General features: G+C 50.9%; 19 protein-coding genes. 7 read left to right on the top strand and 12 right to left on the bottom strand.

All coding sequences use genetic code 11. From position 1 onward, the window contains the following. Positions 1-27: 27 nt before the first annotated feature. On the bottom strand, positions 28-726 hold the full coding sequence (locus tag ACO0K8_RS10235) for a TetR/AcrR family transcriptional regulator (RefSeq protein WP_422946543.1): 699 nt from the start codon (positions 724-726) through the stop codon (positions 28-30). A gap of 110 nt (positions 727-836) precedes the next feature. On the opposite strand from ACO0K8_RS10235, the gene ACO0K8_RS10230 reads away from it, so the two are divergent. Both ACO0K8_RS10230 and ACO0K8_RS10225 read left to right on the top strand, forming a co-directional pair. Then, the gene (locus ACO0K8_RS10230) at positions 837-1811 is read left to right on the top strand and encodes an NAD(P)H-dependent flavin oxidoreductase (protein WP_422946542.1); all 975 of its coding nucleotides are present in this window, start codon (positions 837-839) and stop codon (positions 1809-1811) included. Positions 1812-1971: 160 nt separating this feature from the next. Continuing rightward, a complete protein-coding gene (locus tag ACO0K8_RS10225; protein WP_422946541.1) occupies positions 1972-3081 on the top strand; it encodes a carbonic anhydrase in 1110 nt (369 codons plus the stop codon). A gap of 135 nt (positions 3082-3216) precedes the next feature. On the opposite strand, the gene ACO0K8_RS10220 is transcribed toward ACO0K8_RS10225, so the two are convergent. The 9 genes from ACO0K8_RS10220 to ACO0K8_RS10180 all read right to left on the bottom strand — a co-directional run bounded on the left by ACO0K8_RS10220 (position 3217) and on the right by ACO0K8_RS10180 (position 12695). Continuing rightward, on the bottom strand, positions 3217-3627 hold the full coding sequence (locus ACO0K8_RS10220; protein WP_422946540.1) for a cache domain-containing protein: 411 nt from the start codon (positions 3625-3627) through the stop codon (positions 3217-3219). A 161-nt stretch (positions 3628-3788) separates the two neighbouring features. After that, a complete protein-coding gene (locus ACO0K8_RS10215; RefSeq protein ID WP_422946539.1) occupies positions 3789-5048 on the bottom strand; it encodes a phenylacetate--CoA ligase family protein in 1260 nt (419 codons plus the stop codon). Then, positions 5041-5394, bottom strand: a complete 354-nt coding sequence (locus ACO0K8_RS10210; protein WP_422946538.1) for an MmcQ/YjbR family DNA-binding protein — start codon at positions 5392-5394, stop codon at positions 5041-5043. Before ACO0K8_RS10210 ends, ACO0K8_RS10215 begins: the two co-directional genes overlap by 8 nt. A gap of 15 nt (positions 5395-5409) precedes the next feature. Continuing rightward, complete coding sequence (locus ACO0K8_RS10205) at positions 5410-6267, bottom strand: ABC transporter ATP-binding protein (RefSeq protein ID WP_422946537.1); 858 nt, start codon at positions 6265-6267, stop codon at positions 5410-5412. Positions 6268-6444: 177 nt separating this feature from the next. Then, positions 6445-7761, bottom strand: coding sequence for an ABC transporter substrate-binding protein (locus ACO0K8_RS10200; RefSeq protein ID WP_422946536.1), 1317 nt, complete (start codon positions 7759-7761; stop codon positions 6445-6447). A 104-nt stretch (positions 7762-7865) separates the two neighbouring features. Continuing rightward, positions 7866-8924 (bottom strand): branched-chain amino acid ABC transporter permease, encoded by a 1059-nt coding sequence (locus ACO0K8_RS10195; protein WP_422946535.1) that lies wholly within the window; start codon positions 8922-8924, stop codon positions 7866-7868. Between the two features lie 103 nt (positions 8925-9027). Beyond that, on the bottom strand, positions 9028-9924 hold the full coding sequence (locus tag ACO0K8_RS10190) for a branched-chain amino acid ABC transporter permease (RefSeq protein ID WP_422946636.1): 897 nt from the start codon (positions 9922-9924) through the stop codon (positions 9028-9030). Positions 9925-9945: 21 nt separating this feature from the next. Further along, entirely contained in the window at positions 9946-10734 is a 789-nt protein-coding gene (locus tag ACO0K8_RS10185; RefSeq protein ID WP_422946534.1) for an ABC transporter ATP-binding protein, read from the bottom strand. An 8-nt stretch (positions 10735-10742) separates the two neighbouring features. Beyond that, positions 10743-12695 carry an AMP-dependent synthetase/ligase gene (locus ACO0K8_RS10180; RefSeq protein ID WP_422946533.1) on the bottom strand — a complete coding sequence of 651 codons (1953 nt, stop codon included), beginning with the start codon at positions 12693-12695 and terminating at the stop codon, positions 10743-10745. Positions 12696-12990: 295 nt separating this feature from the next. Between ACO0K8_RS10180 and ACO0K8_RS10175 the strand changes: the two genes are divergently transcribed. Continuing rightward, a complete protein-coding gene (locus tag ACO0K8_RS10175) occupies positions 12991-13713 on the top strand; it encodes a Crp/Fnr family transcriptional regulator (RefSeq protein ID WP_422946532.1) in 723 nt (240 codons plus the stop codon). 19 nt (positions 13714-13732) lie between these two features. Beyond that, a complete protein-coding gene (locus tag ACO0K8_RS10170; protein ID WP_422946531.1) occupies positions 13733-14584 on the top strand; it encodes a Rossmann-like and DUF2520 domain-containing protein in 852 nt (283 codons plus the stop codon). Between the two features lie 3 nt (positions 14585-14587). Here ACO0K8_RS10170 and ACO0K8_RS10165 read toward each other — a convergent pair whose 3' ends face one another. Further along, positions 14588-16057: a sensor domain-containing diguanylate cyclase gene (locus ACO0K8_RS10165; RefSeq protein WP_422946530.1), complete on the bottom strand. Its 1470-nt coding sequence runs from the start codon at positions 16055-16057 to the stop codon at positions 14588-14590. A gap of 191 nt (positions 16058-16248) precedes the next feature. Beyond that, on the bottom strand, positions 16249-16797 hold the full coding sequence (locus tag ACO0K8_RS10160) for a glycine zipper 2TM domain-containing protein (protein WP_422946529.1): 549 nt from the start codon (positions 16795-16797) through the stop codon (positions 16249-16251). A 162-nt stretch (positions 16798-16959) separates the two neighbouring features. On the opposite strand from ACO0K8_RS10160, the gene ACO0K8_RS10155 reads away from it, so the two are divergent. From ACO0K8_RS10155 to ACO0K8_RS10145, 3 genes are read left to right on the top strand one after another with little or no spacing between them, the layout of a single operon-like run. After that, positions 16960-17340 carry an MAPEG family protein gene (locus tag ACO0K8_RS10155; RefSeq protein WP_422946528.1) on the top strand — a complete coding sequence of 127 codons (381 nt, stop codon included), beginning with the start codon at positions 16960-16962 and terminating at the stop codon, positions 17338-17340. Positions 17341-17358: 18 nt separating this feature from the next. Next, positions 17359-18372, top strand: coding sequence for an AI-2E family transporter (locus ACO0K8_RS10150; protein WP_422946527.1), 1014 nt, complete (start codon positions 17359-17361; stop codon positions 18370-18372). A gap of 53 nt (positions 18373-18425) precedes the next feature. Next, complete coding sequence (locus ACO0K8_RS10145) at positions 18426-18728, top strand: antibiotic biosynthesis monooxygenase family protein (protein ID WP_422946526.1); 303 nt, start codon at positions 18426-18428, stop codon at positions 18726-18728. Positions 18729-18730 lie beyond the last annotated feature (2 nt).

Raw genomic sequence — 18730 nt, 5'->3', positions numbered from 1 at the left:
CCTGGTGGTTGTTAGGATTAATTAGGATTAGTTTTCTGGATGGACGAGTGAATACAGGACGGCGCGCACTGCGGCGCGATACAGCTCGTCCGAATGTTCTTTTTTCAGGTAATAGCCTTTTAGTTCCAGGCTGATCACGCCGTGCATGGCCGACCACAGCAGGCGCGCCGCCATGCCGGGGTTGGAGGCGGGCAGGCTACCATCTTGCATGCATTGCTCAAATTCGGCGATCAGCGGCGTGAAGGATTCCCAGGCCGCGGTGCGCGATTCCAGCGGCGGCACGAAGCCCGCAATGGCATCGCCAAACATTACCATGTAGTAGCTGGGATTGCGGCGCGCGTAATCGTGATAGCTGGCCGCGTACAACCATAGCCGGTCTATGCCCTGAGTGGCGGTGCTGCTGAGGCTTAGGCCTGACTGGTTGGCGTCGAGATTTTTTGTACTGAGATTGCTGGCGCTGAGATTATTTTGAAACTCGGCAAAATCTTGCTTGAAGCGGGCGAAGCCTTCCAGATATAGGGCATTAGACAAGCCATCCTTGCCGCCGAAGATGGAATACAACAGTGTGGTCGAGCAATTGACCGCGTCTGCCACCTTGCGCACTGTCAGTGCGGCGGCACCTTCTTCTACCAGCAAGCGTGAGGCGGCGTCTAACATACCCTGACGCAGCGAGATGCGTAGCTCGTCCTGAGCCTGGCGGAAATCGACGACTTTTATTTTACTCATAAAAAAACCATCTCATATTCAAAGTGAAAAACAACGTTTTTTCTGATAACATCATATCAGCAACAATTAAAATTACCAACTTAACCGCGCCACCAGACAGGAAATTGATTATGAGCAGTACTTCGCATTTGCCAAAAGCACTACAAAATTTGAGTATGCCGGTGATCGCTTCACCGATGTTTATCGCTAGTGGTCCTAAGCTGGTGGCGGCGCAATGCAAGGCCGGTATCGTCGGCTCTTTCCCTGCCTTAAATGCGCGTCCGGCCGAATTATTGGATACTTGGCTGACTGACCTAAAAGCCGAACTGGCAGAATTTCAGGCTGCCAATCCGGATGCCAAGGTTGGCCCGATTGCGGTGAATCAGATCGTCCATCAATCGAATGACAGACTGGCGGCCGACGTCGCCATGTGCGTTAAACATCAGGTGCCTATCATAATCTCGTCACTGCGCGCACCGCCAAAAGAGATGATGGATGCGATCCACAGTTACGGCGGTATTGTTTTGCATGACGTGATCTCTATCCGTCATGCGCAAAAAGCCTTAGAAGCGGGCGTCGATGGCTTGATCCTGGTAGCGGCCGGTGCCGGCGGCCATGCCGGTGGTTTGTCGCCGTTCGCGCTGGTGGGTGAAGTGCGTAAATTCTTCAAAGGCCCGATCGCCTTGTCCGGCTCTATCGCCACTGGTGACGCGGTGTTGGCAGCTTTGGCCATGGGCGCCGATTTTGCCTACATAGGTTCGCGCTGGCTCGCTACCGAAGAAGCCAACGTCGATCAGGCTTATCGCGATGCCATCATAGAATCCGCTGCCGTCGACATCGTCTACACGAATTTATTTACCGGTGTGCATGGCAATTACCTGAAAAAATCCATCATCGCCGCCGGCCTCGATCCGGATGACTTGCCAGTCGCAGACAAAACCAAGATGAACTTCGGTTCCGGCTCAGGTAGCGCCAAAGCCTGGCGCGATATCTGGGGCGCAGGTCAGGGTGTAGGCTTGATGCACGATGCACCATCGGTAGCCGAAATTGTCAGTCGCCTTAAGGAAGAATTCGAAGCCGCCAAGGCGCGCGTGCTGTCCAGCTAATCGCAGACTAAGTGTGGCAAATAATGGCATCCAGGTGATGCCATTATTTTTTTGTGAGCGTGCGCAGCGAGATGCCTCAAAAAATATTGCTCCGAAGAATTCAAGTTTTTGACTAGGGAGCCGTAACCAGACCATCTCCTCTTTTTTGATTGACCATTTTATGCGCCGTCTATCTGCCGTGTTGGTATCACTGCTGATCTGTGGATCGGCCCTCGCCAACGATCCGCCTGCTAAGCCCATCAAACAAGCTTCCTCCAAGGAAGACATGCCTGATAAAGAGGAAAGCAAGTCCAGTAGCAAAGACAGCAAAGAAGGTAAATCGAGTAAAGCGAGCAAAGACAAAGAAGCAAAATCGGCCGAAGCTGCGCGCGCTAAAGAGGCGCTGGCGGCCGATGAGCTGGCGGTGAAGATAGCTGAAAGATTGTCGATACTGCGCAAAGAAAAAGACGATGCCGCCAAAATGGCCCCGCGCCCGGTAGTCAGAAGCTATGCACCGCCAGTCAAGCGTACTGAGCATGCTGAAGTAAAACCTAAAGCTGCAGCCGAAGGACATGCTGCCAACGCCGCAGCTCTGGCCGGTGCCAGCGCGCATAGCGCCATCCACTGGAGTTATGAAGGCGAAGGCGGCCCTTTAAGCTGGGGCAAACTCAACCCGTCCTATGCCACTTGTGACAGTGGCGAGCGCCAGTCACCGATAGACATCCGCGACGGCATCCATGTCGATCTCGATCCGCTCACTTTTGATTACAAACCCTCGCGTTTTAGCGTGATCGACAATGGTCACACCGTACAAGTGAATATGGGCGCAGGCAATTACATCAATGTCTCGGGTAAAAACTACGAGCTTTTGCAATTTCATTTCCATAAACCATCTGAAGAGCGTATCAACGGCAAGGGTTTTGAGATGGTGGTGCATCTGGTGCACAAAGGCGGCGACGGCAAACTGGCAGTAGTGGCGGTCTTGATAGAGCGCGGCAAGGCGCAAGCTCTGGTGCAAAGCGTCTGGAATAATCTACCATTAGAAAAAAACGAATCGGTACAGGCACTCAGTACCATGGATCTGAATCAGCTATTGCCAACCAAGCGTGATTACTATACCTACATGGGTTCACTCACCACGCCGCCTTGCAGCGAAGGTGTGCTGTGGCTAGTGATGAAAGAAAACATAGAGATCTCGCCAGAACAACTGGCGATCTTCAGCCGTCTGTATCCTATGAACGCCAGGCCGATACAAAAAACTTCGGGGCGTTTGATTAAGGAATCGAATTAGGCTGGCTAAGCAATCCGCGCTGGGCATTAGCTGCTGAGGATGGTTTAAGCAATCTAGTGTTGCAGGTCGAAAAAAAACGGCAACTCATGAACGAGTTGCCGTTTTTTCGTTGCAGCGGGTGCTAGCGCTAACTGCCTATTTGTAAATTCCGCAGCCTATGATAGTGCCGTTTTCCAGCTTTTCTATGTAGGTGGATTTGTGTTCTATGTCTTTACTGATGGGGTGTGGCCATTTGTAATCGACCCAGCCTTTGCCTTTTTTGTCGGCTAGGGATAAAAAATCCTTGATAAAGTATTTGCCATCGGCGTCTTTCAGCTCTAACAGGCTTTTACCGATAAGTTTTGAATTGGCACCGTGCGCCAGGGTTTTTCCAGTGGCATCAAAGACAAATAGATACAGATCCCGGTCGACAAACTGCCCCTTGCTATCGCTGATGGCGGCGTAGGCTGCTTCCGCTCCATTTGCTTTGATCGCGGCCATGCCTTTTTTGACGAGTGCCACCGCATCTTCGGCATTGCCGCGCTCATTAGCTGCGATAGTCTGCATAGACAAAATGCTGCTAAAAAGGAATGCCAGAGTACATAGATAGTTTTTCATTGGAACCTTAAAAGCGAGGAAAGGAAATTTCATCATAGGCCGAATATTTCCGATTTACAATCAAGACAGTGGCATGTGTTGTTGATTGGAGAGTCGCCACACCCCACCCGCTATTCATACTTGCGTACATCATCTATCACCTTGCCGTCATTGGCCAGGCTGCCTGCGGCGACAAAGCTTACCTCGCCGCGGAGCTTGGTGACCTCACGTATGCTCGCCACCAGCTTCGCTTGCAGGCTCTCGTTTTCGGCTACGCTCTGGTTCACTAGCTCGCACTGCAGGGTCATAGCGTCGTTCGCCATTTCACCTGTCACCACCAGTCTAGCCTTGCCGATTTCAGGATGGCGCTTGATGATGTCGGCCACTTGTGAAGGGTGGACGAACATACCTTTGACCTTGGTGGTCTGGTCGGCGCGCCCCATCCAGCCCTTGATGCGGGTATTGCTGCGGCCGCAGGGCGAGATGCCGGGCAGGATCGCAGACATGTCGCCGGTGCCGAAACGCAGCAAGGGATAATCCAGATTAAACGAGCTGATCACGACCTCGCCGACTTCGCCCTCTGCCACCAGGTCGCCAGTACCTGGTCTGACGATTTCTATGATCAGATCCTCGTCCAATACCATGCCGGGATTGATCTGGCCATCGGTCGTGGTTTCATAGGCGATATTGCCGATGTCGGCCGAGGCATACATTTGCAATACCAGCGGCACTCCATGCTGCTGCAACCACGTGCGCAAGGAAGGCGGCAGCGCTTCGGCACCGACCACGGCGCGCTGCAAGCTAGAAATGTCTGCACCCAGTTCCAGTGCTTTTTCTATGATAATTTTTAAGAAGCTAGGCGTGCCTATATACGCATCCGGACGCAACTCTGTGATGGCTTGCACCTGCATTTCGGTTTGCCCGCTACCTGCCGGAATAATCACGCAACCGAGTTTGGCGGCGCCACCTTCTGCCATATACGCAGCCGGTGTGAAATGATACGAGAAACAGTTTTGTATCAGGTGACCGCTACGCAATCCGGCGGCGTACATGGGCCGGGCGAAGCGCCACCAATCTTGTGCGCGGCCTTCCGGATCAAAGATAGGGCCGGGCGACATGAAGATGCGTTTTAACTGCTGCGGCGCAGTGCTGTTGAGTCCGCCAAACGGACGCTGCTGGCGCTGTAAGGCTTGCAGATCTGATTTGCGCGTGACCGGCAGTTGCGCTAACGCGCTACGGCTACGAATGTCGGCGGCGTTCACGCCTTGCAATATGCTAGCCCAACCGGCGGCGCTTTGCGCTTGCGTTATCAGCTGCGGCAGGCGTGTCATCAAGGCTTGCTCGCGGCTGTGCGGATTGCGAGTCTCCAGGGCATCCAGATATTCACTCATGTGCTATCTCTCGTTGCAGTTTTTTGGTTAATTTTGAAAAAATGAGTTGGTAAGAATGCTGCAATAGTTCTTCTGCTTCAGCGTCGCTCATCGCCGTGGCATCGACCACTTGTATCCATTTGGCGCGTGCCATATACGGTGCCGGAATGATGTGCTGCCTGTCGGTAAACTCCAAAAAACGCTGGTCTTCTACCTTGAAACTGAAATTGCGTAAGACATCGTCTCTTAACCAACTCACCGCAAACATTTTTTTTCCGACCGAAAACACCAGATCCGAACCCCACTTGGTCTCGACTACAGCCCCCGGAAGCCTGCTGCAAAAATCACGTGCTAAATTGAAGTCCATGCGCGCTCTCCCGTCTTAAGCCAGCCAGCGCTTACGGCGACGATAAAATTTCATTTCACGAAAACTCTTGCGACCGGCGCTGGAGACACCCAGATAAAACTCTTTAACGTCTTCATTGGCGGCCAAATCTTTGGCATCGCCTTCCATCACGACCCGGCCGTTTTCCAGAATGTAGCCAAAGTCGGCATAGCGCAAAGCGGTATTGGTATTTTGCTCGGCCAGCAAAAACGAGACGTTTTCTTTGACGTTGAGACTCTTGACGATTTCAAAAATTTCTTCCACTAGTTGCGGTGCGATACCCATAGACGGTTCATCCAGCAAGATCATGGAAGGTTTAGCCATCAGGGCGCGCCCGATCGCACACATCTGTTGTTCGCCACCCGAGGTGTAGCCGGCCAGCGAACTGCGGCGCTGGCGTAAGCGCGGAAAATAGTGATACACCATCTCCAGCGATTCTTTCAGTTCTGCACGTGAAATCTGGCGCGTGTAGGCGCCTGTCAGTAGATTTTCTTCTATGCTCAGATGGGCGAAGCAATGGCGGCCTTCCATTACCTGCGAGAGGCCGCGCTTGACCAGTTCATTCGGGGTCAGATGATCAACGCGCTGGCCTTTAAAACTGATGTCGCCCTTGGTGATGTCGCCGCGTTCATTGCGCAGTAGCGTAGAAATTGCCTTGAGTGTGGTCGATTTACCGGCACCATTTGCACCTAATAAGGCGACGATTTTTCCTTGCGGTACTTGTAGCGAAATACCTTTTAACACCAGTATCACATGGTCGTAAATTACTTCGATATTATTCACGCTCAAGTAAGCCGGGGCGGCCGGGGCTGGCGGGCTGGCATTGCTAACATTCGCTACGATGGGGCTGGTCATGGTGTTCTCATCTATCTTCAAAGACGGGTCTTCAATATTTCATTAGCGGGTTTTCGCGCTTACTTATGGCTAGTTTTTGCAAGCTCAAAAACCCCCACTTCCACGCGGATGAACAAATAAAATCCGCTGCGGAGGTGAGGAAAACCCACTGGAAAACCTATTAAAAACTAATTAAAACTATTTCATACAGCCTGGAGTAATCTTTTTCTCAGCCGCATATTTGGCCGAAGACTCTTCTAGCAGAGCACGCGTCAATGCCTTGTCGCCGACTACCCAGTTAGGCGTGATGGCTTTCCATTTGTCGCCGGTCCATTGCTGAACCTTGACTGCGCCGGAACCTTCGTGATCGTCGCAAGACGTTTTAACCGGTGGGAACATGCCGAGCGCCCCCAAGGTTTTTTGACGCGCTTCATTCACGTCGAGATTCTCAAAACCCCAACGTATTTGCTCACTAGTCATCAGCTTGCCTTTGCCAAATTTTTCTTGCGCTTTCAGTATCGCTTCCGTCCACAAGATAGCAGCGGTCACACCGCGCATGTGGTAGACCGAGCCTACCCGTGATTTATCGCTTAAATTACCTTTGCCAGCGGCATACACCTTGGTACGGATCTCATCGAGTACCGCATAGTTGCCTGGCGTGTTGAAGGTCATGGTGGTGTAACCTTTGGCGGCATCGCCAGCCGGTACCGTGTCTTCTTCTGAGCCGGCCCACCAGACGCCCAGTATCTTGTCGCGTGAAAAGCCATTACGCTGGGCAGTTTTAAGCGCCACCGCATTCATCACGCCCCAACCCCATAAAATCACGTAATCAGGATTGGCCTGGCGGATTTGCAGCCATTGCGATTGCTGTTCATTACCCGGGTGCGCCACCGGGATCTTGATCAGCTCAAAACCATATTGCTTAGCTTGTGCTTCCAGGACTGGCAGAGGTTCTTTGCCGAAGGCGGAATCGTGATACAGATGGACGATTTTTTTACCCTTGAGTTTCTCCATACCACCGGATTTGTCACCCAGATATTTAGTCATGGCCGCGGCTTGATTCCAGTAACTGGTAATCAAAGGGAAAATGTAAGGAAAAACCTTGCCGTTGGCGGCGTCAGAGCGGCCATAACCCAGTGTGGTCATAGGGATCTTGTCTTCTGCCACCCTATCCAAAATACCGTAGGCGATGCCGGTAGAGAGCGGCTCGACTAGTGAGGCACCACCATTATTTTTCTTGAGGCGCTCGTAACACTCGACGCCGCGTGAAGGGTTGTATTCGGTCTCACATTCTTCCCAGGAAATTTTGACGCCATTCAGACCGCCTTTGGCGTTGATCAGATTGAAGTAATCGATGGCGCCGCCGTAAAAACCGGAACCACCAGCCGCATACGGGCCAACGCGGTAAGACAGGATAGGGATGTATTGTTCTGAGGTCTGAGCTTGCGCTAGTGGTACGGAGCCGAAAGCGCCTAGTATCGCAGTGCTTAAAATGACGGATTTAATCAGTTTCATGGTGTCTCCTGGTGTTGTTAACAGCGGGTTGGTAGTACCTGGCGCTTGATGGCTAAAATTCCCATTGCGCCTTTTTATAAAATGCGTAGAACGACGAAAAAAATTTAATGCGGGAAAGGCCAGAGCCGCAGTTTCTCTTTGGTGATTTGCCACAGACGCGCCAGACCGTGGGGTTCGACGATCAGGAAAAAAATGATCAATGCGCCAAACACCATCAACTCTAAATTCGAAGCCACATTGGTTGGTAAGGACAGCGCGTGTGCCAGCAAATTGAGGCCAATAGGCAGCAAGATGATGAAGGCCGAACCCAGGAAGGAACCGAGAATAGAACCGACTCCGCCTATGATGATCATGAACAGGATGCGAAACGACAGATCGAGATTGTAGGCCTCAGGCTCGACCGTGCCGAGGTAGGCGTAGGCGTACAGCGCACCGGCAATGCCACAATAAAATGAGGAAACCGCAAAGGCCAGCAGCTTGGTGCGCATTAGCCGAAAGCCTATCACTTCGGCCGCCACGTCCATATCGCGCACCGCCATCCAGGAGCGGCCGACATTCGAGCGCACCATGTTTTTAGCCAGCACTGCCATCACGCAAACGATGCTTAAGGTGAGTAAATATTTTTTTACCGGAGTGTTGATGCTGTAACCCCAGATCAGCATTTCTTGAGCGGTAATCACGCCGGACGAGCTGTAATTGGTGAACCACTGTATCTTGGTCAGGCACCAGACTACAAAAAATTGGGTGGCCAGAGTAGCGGCGGCCAGATAAAAACCACGTATCCGCAGCGATGGCAGACCAAAGGCTATCCCCACCATGGCGGCCGATAAACCGCCCAACACAAAACCGAGTAACAGCGGTATGCCGGGGATGCGCAAGATAAAGTTATACGAGGCAAAGGCACCGACTGCCATAAACGCGGCCGAGCCTAGCGACAGTTGACCAGCGTAGCCAGTGAGAATATTCAAACCCAGCGCGGCCAGCGAAAAAATCAGGAAGGGAATCAAAATCGCCGAAAAAGTATACGGTGAGGCGATCAGTGGCACCACCAGAAACGCCAGCGCCAGTAGCACAGCCATCGCTATCCTGTCCTGCCGGATAGGGAAGATCTGATTGTCTTCGGCGTAGCTAGATTTAAATTGACCTGCTTCACGGTAGAACATGGAATTCCTCTATTTCAATTTCGATTGCGCAATAAACATGCGGGTTTCCAGCCATTTATGCCCTGCAAGGCGCATGCCTATTGCGTACTTAAAAGCTGTATTTTCAAATTCTGCGTATGATTTTTTCGCCAAACAGACCTTCCGGACGTACTAGCAAAAACAGTAAGGCCAATACATACGGGAACCAACCTTCTATGCCGCCGCCTACTAAGGGGCCGATATACACTTCCGCCAGTTTTTCGGATGCACCTATGATCAGGCCGCCGACGATCGCACCGGGGACCGAGGTAAATCCACCTAAGATCAAGACTGGCAGGGCTTTCAGGGCGACAAAGGTGAGTGCAAATTGCACCCCATTGCGCGCGCCCCACAGCAAGCCCGCCACCAGCGCGACAAAGCCGGCCACTGCCCAGACTATGCCCCAGATCTGTTGCAAGGGAATCCCCACCGCCAGCGCCGCCTGATGATCGTCGGCCACTGCGCGTAAAGCGCGCCCGATTTTTGTTTTAGAAAACAGTAGCGCCAATCCTGTCACCAGCAAGGCGCAGATCAGGGCGGCGATCACATCAAATTGTGAAACGATGATGTTGTACTTTTCCAGCAGCCATTCGATAGGCACGTCTTCTATCGGCAGTTTTAGCTGATGCGGTTGCGAGCCCCACAGCAATTGCGCCAGACCTTCGATGAAAAACGTCAGGCCTATGGTGGCCATGAATAAAGTGATCTCAGGCTGATTGACCAGGGGCCGCAAGACGATGCGTTCTATTGCCAGCCCGAGCGCCACCATGACTAACATGGTCAAGGGGATCGCCAGCCACAAGGACAGACCAAATTCTTCGGTCAGACCGACGCAAGTCAAGGCCGCGAAAAATACCATGGCACCCTGAGCAAAATTGAAGACGCCCGAGGCCTTGTATATCAGCACGAAACCCAGTGCCACTAGCGCATACATCACACCAGATAGCAGGCCACCGATCAGGACTTCAAAAAAGAAATTAATGTTCATATGTGTGCTTTTCTTTTAATGGGCTACGCCGAGATAGGCATTGATGACTTCCTGATTCGCCAGGACCTCGTCGGGTGTGCCGTCGCCGATTTTTTTGCCGTAATCGAGTACCACCACCCGGTCGGAAATATCCATCACCACTCCCATATCATGCTCGATCAAGACGATGGTGGTGCCGAGCTGATCATTGACGTCCAGGATGAAACGGCTCATGTCTTGTTTTTCTTCGACGTTCATACCAGCCATAGGTTCATCGAGCAAGAGTATCTCTGGCTCGGCAGCCAGGGCACGCCCCAGTTCTACCCGTTTTTGCAAGCCGTACGAGAGTCGGCCTACCGGCGTTTTACGGATGTGCTGTATCTCTAAAAAGTCGATGATCTCTTCGACTTTTTCGCGATGCGCTATTTCTTCTTTTTGCGCCGGGCCCCAGTACAGCGCCTGCATCAAAAAATTACTCTTCATCTTCAGATTGCGCCCGGTCATGATGTTATCGAGCACGCTCATCCCTTTAAATAGGGCGATGTTCTGGAAGGTACGCGCGATGCCGCTCTTGGCCGCGGCGTAGGTGTTCATATCCTTACGGTGCACGCCGCGATACGTGATCTCGCCTAGTTGTGGTCGATACACGCCATTGATAACGTTCAGCATCGAGCTTTTACCGGCACCGTTAGGGCCAATGATGGCGCGGATTTCATGTTCCTTGACGTTGAAGGAGATATTCGTGAGCGCCTTAACGCCGCCAAATGACAGGGAAATCCCCTGCAAATCGAGTATTACCTCACCAATTTTTCTAGTCTGTGTCATCGCTGTCTTTACGCTGCTTGCTGGGCTGGATCGAAAGTTTTGACATCGACGATGCGCAAATCCGCAGCCACGGTGCCTTGTCGTCCATCTTCAAACTTGACCAGAGTTTCTATGTATTGGGATTGCCGGCCACTGTAAAGTGCGTCTATCAGAACCCGGTATTTTTCTGCCACGAAGCGCCGTCTGACTTTGCGGGTGCGGGTCAGCTCGTCATCGTCAGGATCGAGTTCTTTGTGCAGTATCAGGAAACGATGGATCTGGGTGCCGCTCATCAGCTCTTCGCTGGCCAGATCGGCATTCACTTTTTGCAGGCATTCGGCGATTAGATCGTAAGTCTCTTTTTTGGCTGCCAGATCGGTGTAGCCGGAATACGCGATGCCGCGCCGCTCCGACCAGTTGCCGACCGCTTCCATATCGATATTGATAAACGCACAGACCATGTTGCGGTCCTGGCCGAAGGCCACCGCTTCTTTGATAAACGGAAAAAATTTCAGCTTGTTTTCTATGTAGTTGGGCGCAAACATATCGCCATGGCTCATCTTGCCCACATCGGCAGCGCGGTCGATGATTTTCAGATGACCTTCATGGTCAAACAGGCCGGCGTCACCGGTATGGAAATAGCCGTCGGCATCGATCACCTCGGCGGTGGCGTCGGGGCGTTTATAGTATTCCTTGAGCATAGCGCAAGATTTCACCAACACTTCGCCGTTCTCGGCCAGCTTCACTTCTACCCCGGGCGCGGCCAGACCAACGCTGTCGAACTTGATATTGCCATCCGGTTGCAGGCAGACATAGGCACAGGTTTCGGTTGCACCGTAAAGCTGCTTGAGATTGATGCCGATAGAACGGTAAAAGCGAAACAGATCCGGGCCGATCGCCGCACCGGCGGTGTAGGCGACCTTGACACGGCTCAGGCCTAATACATTTTTCAAGGGGCCGTACACCAGCACATTGCCGATTGCATAGCGCAGCTTGTCCAATAGCGTGACAGGCTTGCCATCAAGGATATCGGCGCCGACACCGCGCGCCACTTCCATGTAGTGATGAAATAGAGCGCGCTTGATGGCGCTGGCGTCTTCCATGCGTATCATGACCGTGGTCAGCATGTTTTCAAACACCCGTGGCGGTGCAAAATAATAGCTAGGCCCGACTTCGCGTAAATCGCTTAGCACGGTGTCACCGGACTCCGGACAATTCACGGTAAAACCCGCGACCATGGCCTGCGCATAAGAGAATAGATGATCACCGACCCAGGCCATAGGCAGATAAGACAAAATATTCTCGTGCGCGCTCAATTTGTCGAAACTGATGCCACCTATGGCCGCACTCATGAAGGCTCTATGGGTCTGGCACACGCCCTTAGGTTTGCCTGTGGTGCCCGAGGTGTATAGCATGACAGCGGTATCGTCAGGCTGGCCCAGATTGACTTGCTGCATGAAAAACTCAGGATGGGCGGCATCATATTCTCGCCCCAGATCTTGCAATTTTTGGTAAGACACTAGACCAGACTGATGATAGTGACGCATGCCCTTGTGGTCATCGTAGGTGATGTTGGCCAAGGCCGGATAGTCTTGTTTGATGGCGAGTAATTTATCCACCTGCTCTTGATCTTCCACCACGGCAAAGCTGATCTCGGCGTTCTCCAACACGAAAATCATATCGGCGGCGGGGGCATCCTGATATAAGGGGACCGCGATGCCGCCCAGACATTGGGCCGCCGCCATGGCCCAGTAAAGACGAGGACGATTGTCGCCGATGATGGCCAGGTTCATGCCGCGCTGAAAGCCCTGCGCCGCTAATCCGCACGCCAGTGCCCGCACTTCTGCGTTGACTTGTTGCCAGCTCCAGGTTTGCCATATGCCCAGGTGCTTTTCGCGAAAGGCCGGGTGTTGCGCGCGCACTTGCGCATGCTGCAGCAAGAGCTTGGGGAAAGTCGTGTTCGCTAGATCGTTTTGGTTCATGGTCTCCACCAAGGTTCTTTTTTGACACCAGTCTCTGCAGCTAGGCTTACGGGATACTTACGCACCGGTGAATCTGCTCGTATCTGTTACTGTGCTGTTGTCTTTTATCTGCGATTGATGAAAAGCATCGTAGAGCCGATCACTTGTACTAGCAGTCGTACATAGTGGCTTACAATGTCTCGGTATCAATTTATATTTTTTGTTGGAATGATAGTAGAGGCTCGTTATTTCGTGTGCTGTCATTTAACTGACAATCTATCTGTATTTATCAACTATCGGTGGTGCGCTGCACAATATGATTGAACACGCAATGAATGGCAAACCGCAGCAAAGCAGCTGCCCGCAGGACCGTTTTGCCAAAAGCATGTGGGCCAGTATGCTGGCACCGGAACATCTGCAAAGGGTAGAGAGCGAAGTTGTAGAACGTTTTGTACCGGCTGGTGCCTATGCCTGCCGCAAAGGCGATAGCGTCGATCATTGGATGGGGGTGATAGACGGTTTCCTGAAGATGAGCAGCATTTCACCCGAGGGTAAAACCATCACTTTCAGTTGCATGTTAGCGGGCGGCTGGTTTGGTGAAGGCTCTATGCTTAAAACCGAAAATCGTAAATACGATGTGGTGGCCTTGCGCGATACCCGGGTTGCGTATATGCCGCGCACTACCTTCAACTATCTGCTCGATAACAGCATCCCATTTAACCGGTTTTTATTACAGCAACTCAATGAGCGTCTCGGCCTGTTTATTTCTCTGGTTGAATTTGACCGCATGTTAGATACCGACACGCGTGTGGCGCGCTGCATCGCCGCCATGTTTAATCCGTATCTGAATCCGGGTGGCGGCTTGCAGTTGCAAATCTCGCAGGAAGAAATTGGCTATATCTCCAGCGTCTCGCGCCAGCGCGCCAATCAAGCCTTGCAGTTACTGGAAAAGAAAAAACTTTTGTCGGTCGATTACGGTGGCATCACCATTCTCGATCTGCCCGGCTTGCGCAGTTTTTCCAGCCAGTTTCCTGATTAAATGTGAACCTACTATTGCGATGAAGAGTTTGACTAAGAATTTGACTAAGAGTTTGACGATTATTGGTGCCGGTAAAGTCGGGCGCGTCCTGGGACGGCAATTTGCTCAGCATCAGGTGTTTACGCTAGGGCAGGTATGCAATCGCAGCCTGCTATCGGCGCAACAAGCGGTGGACTTCATGGGTGCCGGTGCGGCGGTCAACGATATGGCGCAATTGCAGCCCGCTGATATCACCATGCTGACGGTGCCGGATGATCAGATACAGGTCAGTTGTACCGCCTTATTAGAGCGTGGTTTGCTGTTGCCCGGTAGTGTGCTTTTTCATTGTAGTGGTGCAAAAGCCTCGACAGAATTGGCCGCCGCCAGCGTTCTGGGCGTGCATATTGCCAGCCTGCATCCGGTGCGAAGTTTTGCCGATCCGGCAGTACTGGCGGCCAATTTTTCTGGCAGTATTTGCAGTATCGAAGGCGATGCTGCTGCTCTCGTAATCCTCAGTACCGCGCTGGCCGCTATCGACGCCAAGGTGGTCGAAATACAAGCGGAGAATAAATTGCTGTATCACGCGGGCTCGGTGTTTGCCAGTAATTATCTGGTGACATTGATCGAGACCGCCTTGCAGGCCTATCAGGCGGCAGGCATCCCGCGCGAGACGGCCTTGGCGATGGCACAACCTCTGGCTACGCTAAGCCTGGAAAACGTGTTCAAGCTAGGTACTGCGGCGGCTCTGACCGGGCCAATCGCACGCGGGGATATGCAGACGGTGGGCTTGCAACAGCAAGTGGTAGAACACTGGGATAAAGCGGCCGGAGATTTATATCAGGCTTTCTTACCGCCAACAATAGAATTGGCAGCACGAAAAAAAAAGTTGTAAGGCTTATTCTGAAAAATACACGCTGTTACGGCCGTTTTCTTTGGCTTGATACAGCGCCACATCGGCGCGCTCAAACACGCTGTCTTCATCCTCTTTATCTTTGCACAGCGCTACACCCATGCTGACAGTGATGGTCAGACGTGTTCTGGCAAGATCGGTGGTGCGGGAAAAATCATTATTGGCGATGGTCAGACGCAGATTTTCTGCGATCGCCGTGGCTTTTTCCAGGGTGCAATTTTTTAGCAGGATGACGAATTCTTCACCGCCCCAGCGGCAAATCACATCGCTCTCGCGCAAAGAGCGTTTGGCGATCATGGCAATTTCTTTAAGCACATGGTCACCGACCAGATGGCCATGCTTATCATTTACTTTCTTGAAAAAGTCGATGTCTATGATAGCCACGCACAGTGGTTGGCGCGAGCGTTCGCTGTCTAACAAGGCGTTTTCAAACACAAAATCGAAAGCCTGACGATTTGGCAAAGAGGTGAGCTGATCAGTCGCCGCCGTTTTTTCTATACGATTTTGGTAGCGACGCACGGTGATCAAGACCAAACTTAAGACGATCAGCGTAATTAAGGCACTGATACCAGCTCCCATTAGCAGGACGTCCTGTAATGGTTTGAGTTGCTCGTTCATTTCTTGTTCGACTATTAAATGCCAGCCCAATTCAGGAATATAGCGTGCATTGAGCAAGATTTTTTCATCGTCAATGCTGTACTCTAAATGCTGGGACTCGTTCTTGGTATTCGCCAGTATCTGAGTTGCGATAGTACTGATGCCGGTGGCTTTAACGATGCTAGAACCGAGACGTTTGGCGGCGCTGCCAGCGAGTACCAGATTGCCCTTGGCGTCGACGAAATAGATGTTGCGGTGAAAACGTGTTTGATAACTGTCTATCACGCGCTTCATGCTATCAAGGGTCAGGCCTATGCCGGTAACGCCTATGAATTTTCCATTGTAATCGAGTATTTTATGATTGATGAAGATCGTCATATTGTCGTGATTCGCCATGTCGGCATCGACATTGGTTTCATATGCGGCTTTCAATTTGCGCACCCTGAAGTACCATGCATCACGTGGCTCGGTTTCTTTTACCGTTTTTAGTGTGCCATCCGGATGGTAATACTGATGACTCACATCGGAGACCAAGAAACTGGAGACTGCATTGTTCTTGGTTTTAATTTCTTTTAGATATTTGCTTATCAGCGTAGATTCTTCTTCCCCGTTGATGATCCAATCACGGACAAAAGTATCTTGTGCCATTTGGGCCGAGATAAATACGGGACGTAATATGTCTTTTTGAATTTCGGAATAAACGCTGTCACCGGTAATCGGTAAACTTTTTTCTGCTATGCCTTGCTGTATGGAATCTTTTGAGACGATATAACTGGTAACTAAAATGGCTAAAAATCCTGTAGTCAGGATAAAAGTAAGCCAGATTAACAGACTGTATTGTCTTAAAAATTTTCGCATGGACCCTGGGAAGGAAGTTGGGCGTGAAGCTTAAGCTTTCAGCATGTTAATCTTATTGAGGCACGATCATACTATAAAAGCAGGGTATTTCCCGTCAATTTCTGTAGGGCTAGCCTCTGAAAAATGCGGATTTGCATGAAAAAAATGCCGCAAATCGCGGCATTTTTTTCCTACTCGTAAACTCTAAAACCTTAAGGACGTGGCGTCAGGGATACATGTAATTTCAGGCGTGAGCCTGGATCATACGGCATGATACTGGTGTAGCTGCGATTATGGTATTCGTAAGTGACGGCATAACCGGTGGTACGGGTTTCCCAGTTATCGATATTGCGACAGATACGCACCGGACGGCTTTCAGTGGTGGCTTGGTTGTTGTAATTATTGCCGTTATTATTATTGTCCACACGATCGCCGACGATCGCACCAGTCAGCGCGCCAACTGCTGCTGCCGCAATTTTGCCGTTACCGCCGCCGACTTGGCTACCTAATAAACCGCCGGCGATACCGCCAATAATTGCACCTCCGGCGCTACGTTCTGGCTCACGCGTCGGATAACGTGTGGTGTTCTCATATTCTGTGCGGCAGTCTTGCCGTGGTACGTTTATCTGTTCCACTTGCGGGCTGACATTGGTGACACGCGCGTAATCTTCAAAATCTGCCGCATACGCCTGCTGAGTGAGGCCATTGAGACTGAATACTGATGCTAATACCGCGACAGTAAGAGCTGTTTTTTTAATCATATTAAACCTCGATTTTCTGATGTAAGTGACATATTTAGTGCTTAACGCGCCTGACGGGCAAAAGGTCTACAGACCTTTTGTAAAGTATTGTTGCAAATAATTCTTGATAGTTGGGCTTTCAAGACCATATCTGTATTTTAGAAGAATATCTGGGGACAAAATATGCAATTACTATGGACATCTTGGGTCACAGTCGCAACTTTATGCATGTATTTCTGGATTATCGTCAACGTTGGCAGGGCCAGAATAAAATATCAGGTGCTCGCACCTTCGGTTGATGGCCCGCCTGAGTTTTTACGCAGCTTACGTGTGCAAATGAATACTGTAGAGCAACTGATTTTCTTTTTTCCTGCCTTATGGTTATGTGCTTATTGCTTAAATGATAAATTTGCAGCTTTAGTCGGTGTGGTATGGATAATCGGCCGTATCTGGTATGCCTTAAGCTATTACCGGGAAGCCGCCAAACGTGCTGCTGGATTTAGTATTGCAACATTCGCCTCGATCACGCTGTTACTCGGCGCCGTAGTTGGTTTATTCCGTTAAGATCTGGTGGAAAATTCAATGAATACCTCCAACAAGATCAGTATCCCTGTTCTCGCCTCCTATGTACTGGCCGCTCTGGCCTTATTCGTTGTGCTGAAAGCAGGCTTATTAGTGGCCTTGTATTCCGGCTTACTGGTGTATTCCCTAGTACATTTATTGACTCCAACCATAGAGAAAAAGTTCAATAATAAGCAAGCTCGCATGATTGCGGTGATACTTTTATCTAGCTTAATTGTTACTGGTATCAGCGTGAGTATTTGGGCTTGTCTGGTGTTTTTTCGTAGCGATGCTGGCAGTATGCAGAGCATGCTGCAAAAAATGGCTGGCATTATCGAGGCTTCGCGCAGTCAGTTGCCCAGTTTATTAAGTTCTTACTTGCCGGAGGGGGTTGATCCCTTGAAAGGTGTACTCTCTAACTGGCTACGCGAACATGCCGGCGAAGCGAAGTTACTCAGTCAAGAGGCCGGACACCTGATCGTGCATCTTTTGTTAGGCATGATTATCGGCAGTATGGTGGCGCTGCAGGATGTCAGTAGCAATAAGCACTATCGCGTATTCGCCGCGGCCTTGCATCAAAGGCTGGCGATCCTGGCTGAGATGTTTCAAAAAGTGGTTTTTGCGCAAGTACGTATTTCTTTGATTAACACCGTGTTTACCGGGATTTATCTGGCGATAGTACTGCCATTGGCCGGGGTCCATTTGCCACTGACCAAGAGCATGATTGCGATCACCTTTTTGGCTGGCTTGATCCCAGTGGCCGGTAATATCATTTCCAATACAGTGATTGTGATTGTCAGCCTGTCGCATTCGCCTCAGATGGCGGGGATCTCGCTGGCGTATATGGTGATTATCCATAAACTCGAATATTTTCTGAATGCACGCATCATAGGCTCTCAGATCAATGCCAAAGCATGGGAATTGCTCACCGCGATCCTAGTCATGGAGGCCTTATTCGGGCTGGCAGGCGTAGCTGCCGCGCCTGTGTTCTACGCCTATATAAAGAAAGAGCTTAGTGATCGGGATTTAGTCTAAAAGATGGCATAATCTCTTATCCCCCAATATTGACATCTTTATTTTAGAAAAACATGATACTTGAACTCGCGGATATACGCATACATGCAGGTCAACAGGCAGAGTTTGACATTGCTATTCAACGCGGCTTAGACGATGTAATCTCCAAGGCGAACGGTTTTTGTGGCTATAAAATCAATAAAGGGATGGAGTCGCCAGAGCGCTATGTCCTAATGATTTTTTGGGAAACGCTGGAAAACCATACGATAGATTTTCGCGAGTCGCCAGCATTTTTGGAATGGCGTGCCATAGTTGGCTCCTACTTTGCCTCGCCTCCGCTAGTCGAGCATTTTACGCTGCTGGGTAAGTCGCTCTAATT

The organism is Undibacterium sp. Ren11W (genome assembly GCF_049340485.1).
Lineage (GTDB): Bacteria > Pseudomonadota > Gammaproteobacteria > Burkholderiales > Burkholderiaceae_D > Undibacterium.
Note: the sequence above shows the minus strand (reverse complement) of the source record. Positions and strands in the feature narration are given on the sequence as shown.

Bases quoted from the DNA above. Each gene is read 5' to 3' on its own strand.
- ACO0K8_RS10180 (WP_422946533.1), bottom strand. From the start codon at position 12,695: ATGAACCAAAACGATCTAGCGAACACGACTTTCCCCAAGCTCTTGCTG.
- ACO0K8_RS10210 (WP_422946538.1), bottom strand. From the start codon at position 5,394: ATGGACTTCAATTTAGCACGTGATTTTTGCAGCAGGCTTCCGGGGGCT.
- ACO0K8_RS10195 (WP_422946535.1), bottom strand. From the start codon at position 8,924: ATGTTCTACCGTGAAGCAGGTCAATTTAAATCTAGCTACGCCGAAGAC.
- ACO0K8_RS10215 (WP_422946539.1), bottom strand. From the start codon at position 5,048: ATGAGTGAATATCTGGATGCCCTGGAGACTCGCAATCCGCACAGCCGC.
- ACO0K8_RS10155 (WP_422946528.1), top strand. From the start codon at position 16,960: ATGCAATTACTATGGACATCTTGGGTCACAGTCGCAACTTTATGCATG.
- ACO0K8_RS10200 (WP_422946536.1), bottom strand. From the start codon at position 7,761: ATGAAACTGATTAAATCCGTCATTTTAAGCACTGCGATACTAGGCGCT.
- ACO0K8_RS10225 (WP_422946541.1), top strand. From the start codon at position 1,972: ATGCGCCGTCTATCTGCCGTGTTGGTATCACTGCTGATCTGTGGATCG.
- ACO0K8_RS10160 (WP_422946529.1), bottom strand. From the start codon at position 16,797: ATGATTAAAAAAACAGCTCTTACTGTCGCGGTATTAGCATCAGTATTC.
- ACO0K8_RS10205 (WP_422946537.1), bottom strand. From the start codon at position 6,267: ATGACCAGCCCCATCGTAGCGAATGTTAGCAATGCCAGCCCGCCAGCC.
- ACO0K8_RS10165 (WP_422946530.1), bottom strand. From the start codon at position 16,057: ATGCGAAAATTTTTAAGACAATACAGTCTGTTAATCTGGCTTACTTTT.
- ACO0K8_RS10185 (WP_422946534.1), bottom strand. From the start codon at position 10,734: ATGACACAGACTAGAAAAATTGGTGAGGTAATACTCGATTTGCAGGGG.
- ACO0K8_RS10170 (WP_422946531.1), top strand. From the start codon at position 13,733: ATGAAGAGTTTGACTAAGAATTTGACTAAGAGTTTGACGATTATTGGT.
- ACO0K8_RS10175 (WP_422946532.1), top strand. From the start codon at position 12,991: ATGATTGAACACGCAATGAATGGCAAACCGCAGCAAAGCAGCTGCCCG.
- ACO0K8_RS10150 (WP_422946527.1), top strand. From the start codon at position 17,359: ATGAATACCTCCAACAAGATCAGTATCCCTGTTCTCGCCTCCTATGTA.
- ACO0K8_RS10145 (WP_422946526.1), top strand. From the start codon at position 18,426: ATGATACTTGAACTCGCGGATATACGCATACATGCAGGTCAACAGGCA.
- ACO0K8_RS10230 (WP_422946542.1), top strand. From the start codon at position 837: ATGAGCAGTACTTCGCATTTGCCAAAAGCACTACAAAATTTGAGTATG.
- ACO0K8_RS10235 (WP_422946543.1), bottom strand. From the start codon at position 726: ATGAGTAAAATAAAAGTCGTCGATTTCCGCCAGGCTCAGGACGAGCTA.
- ACO0K8_RS10220 (WP_422946540.1), bottom strand. From the start codon at position 3,627: ATGCAGACTATCGCAGCTAATGAGCGCGGCAATGCCGAAGATGCGGTG.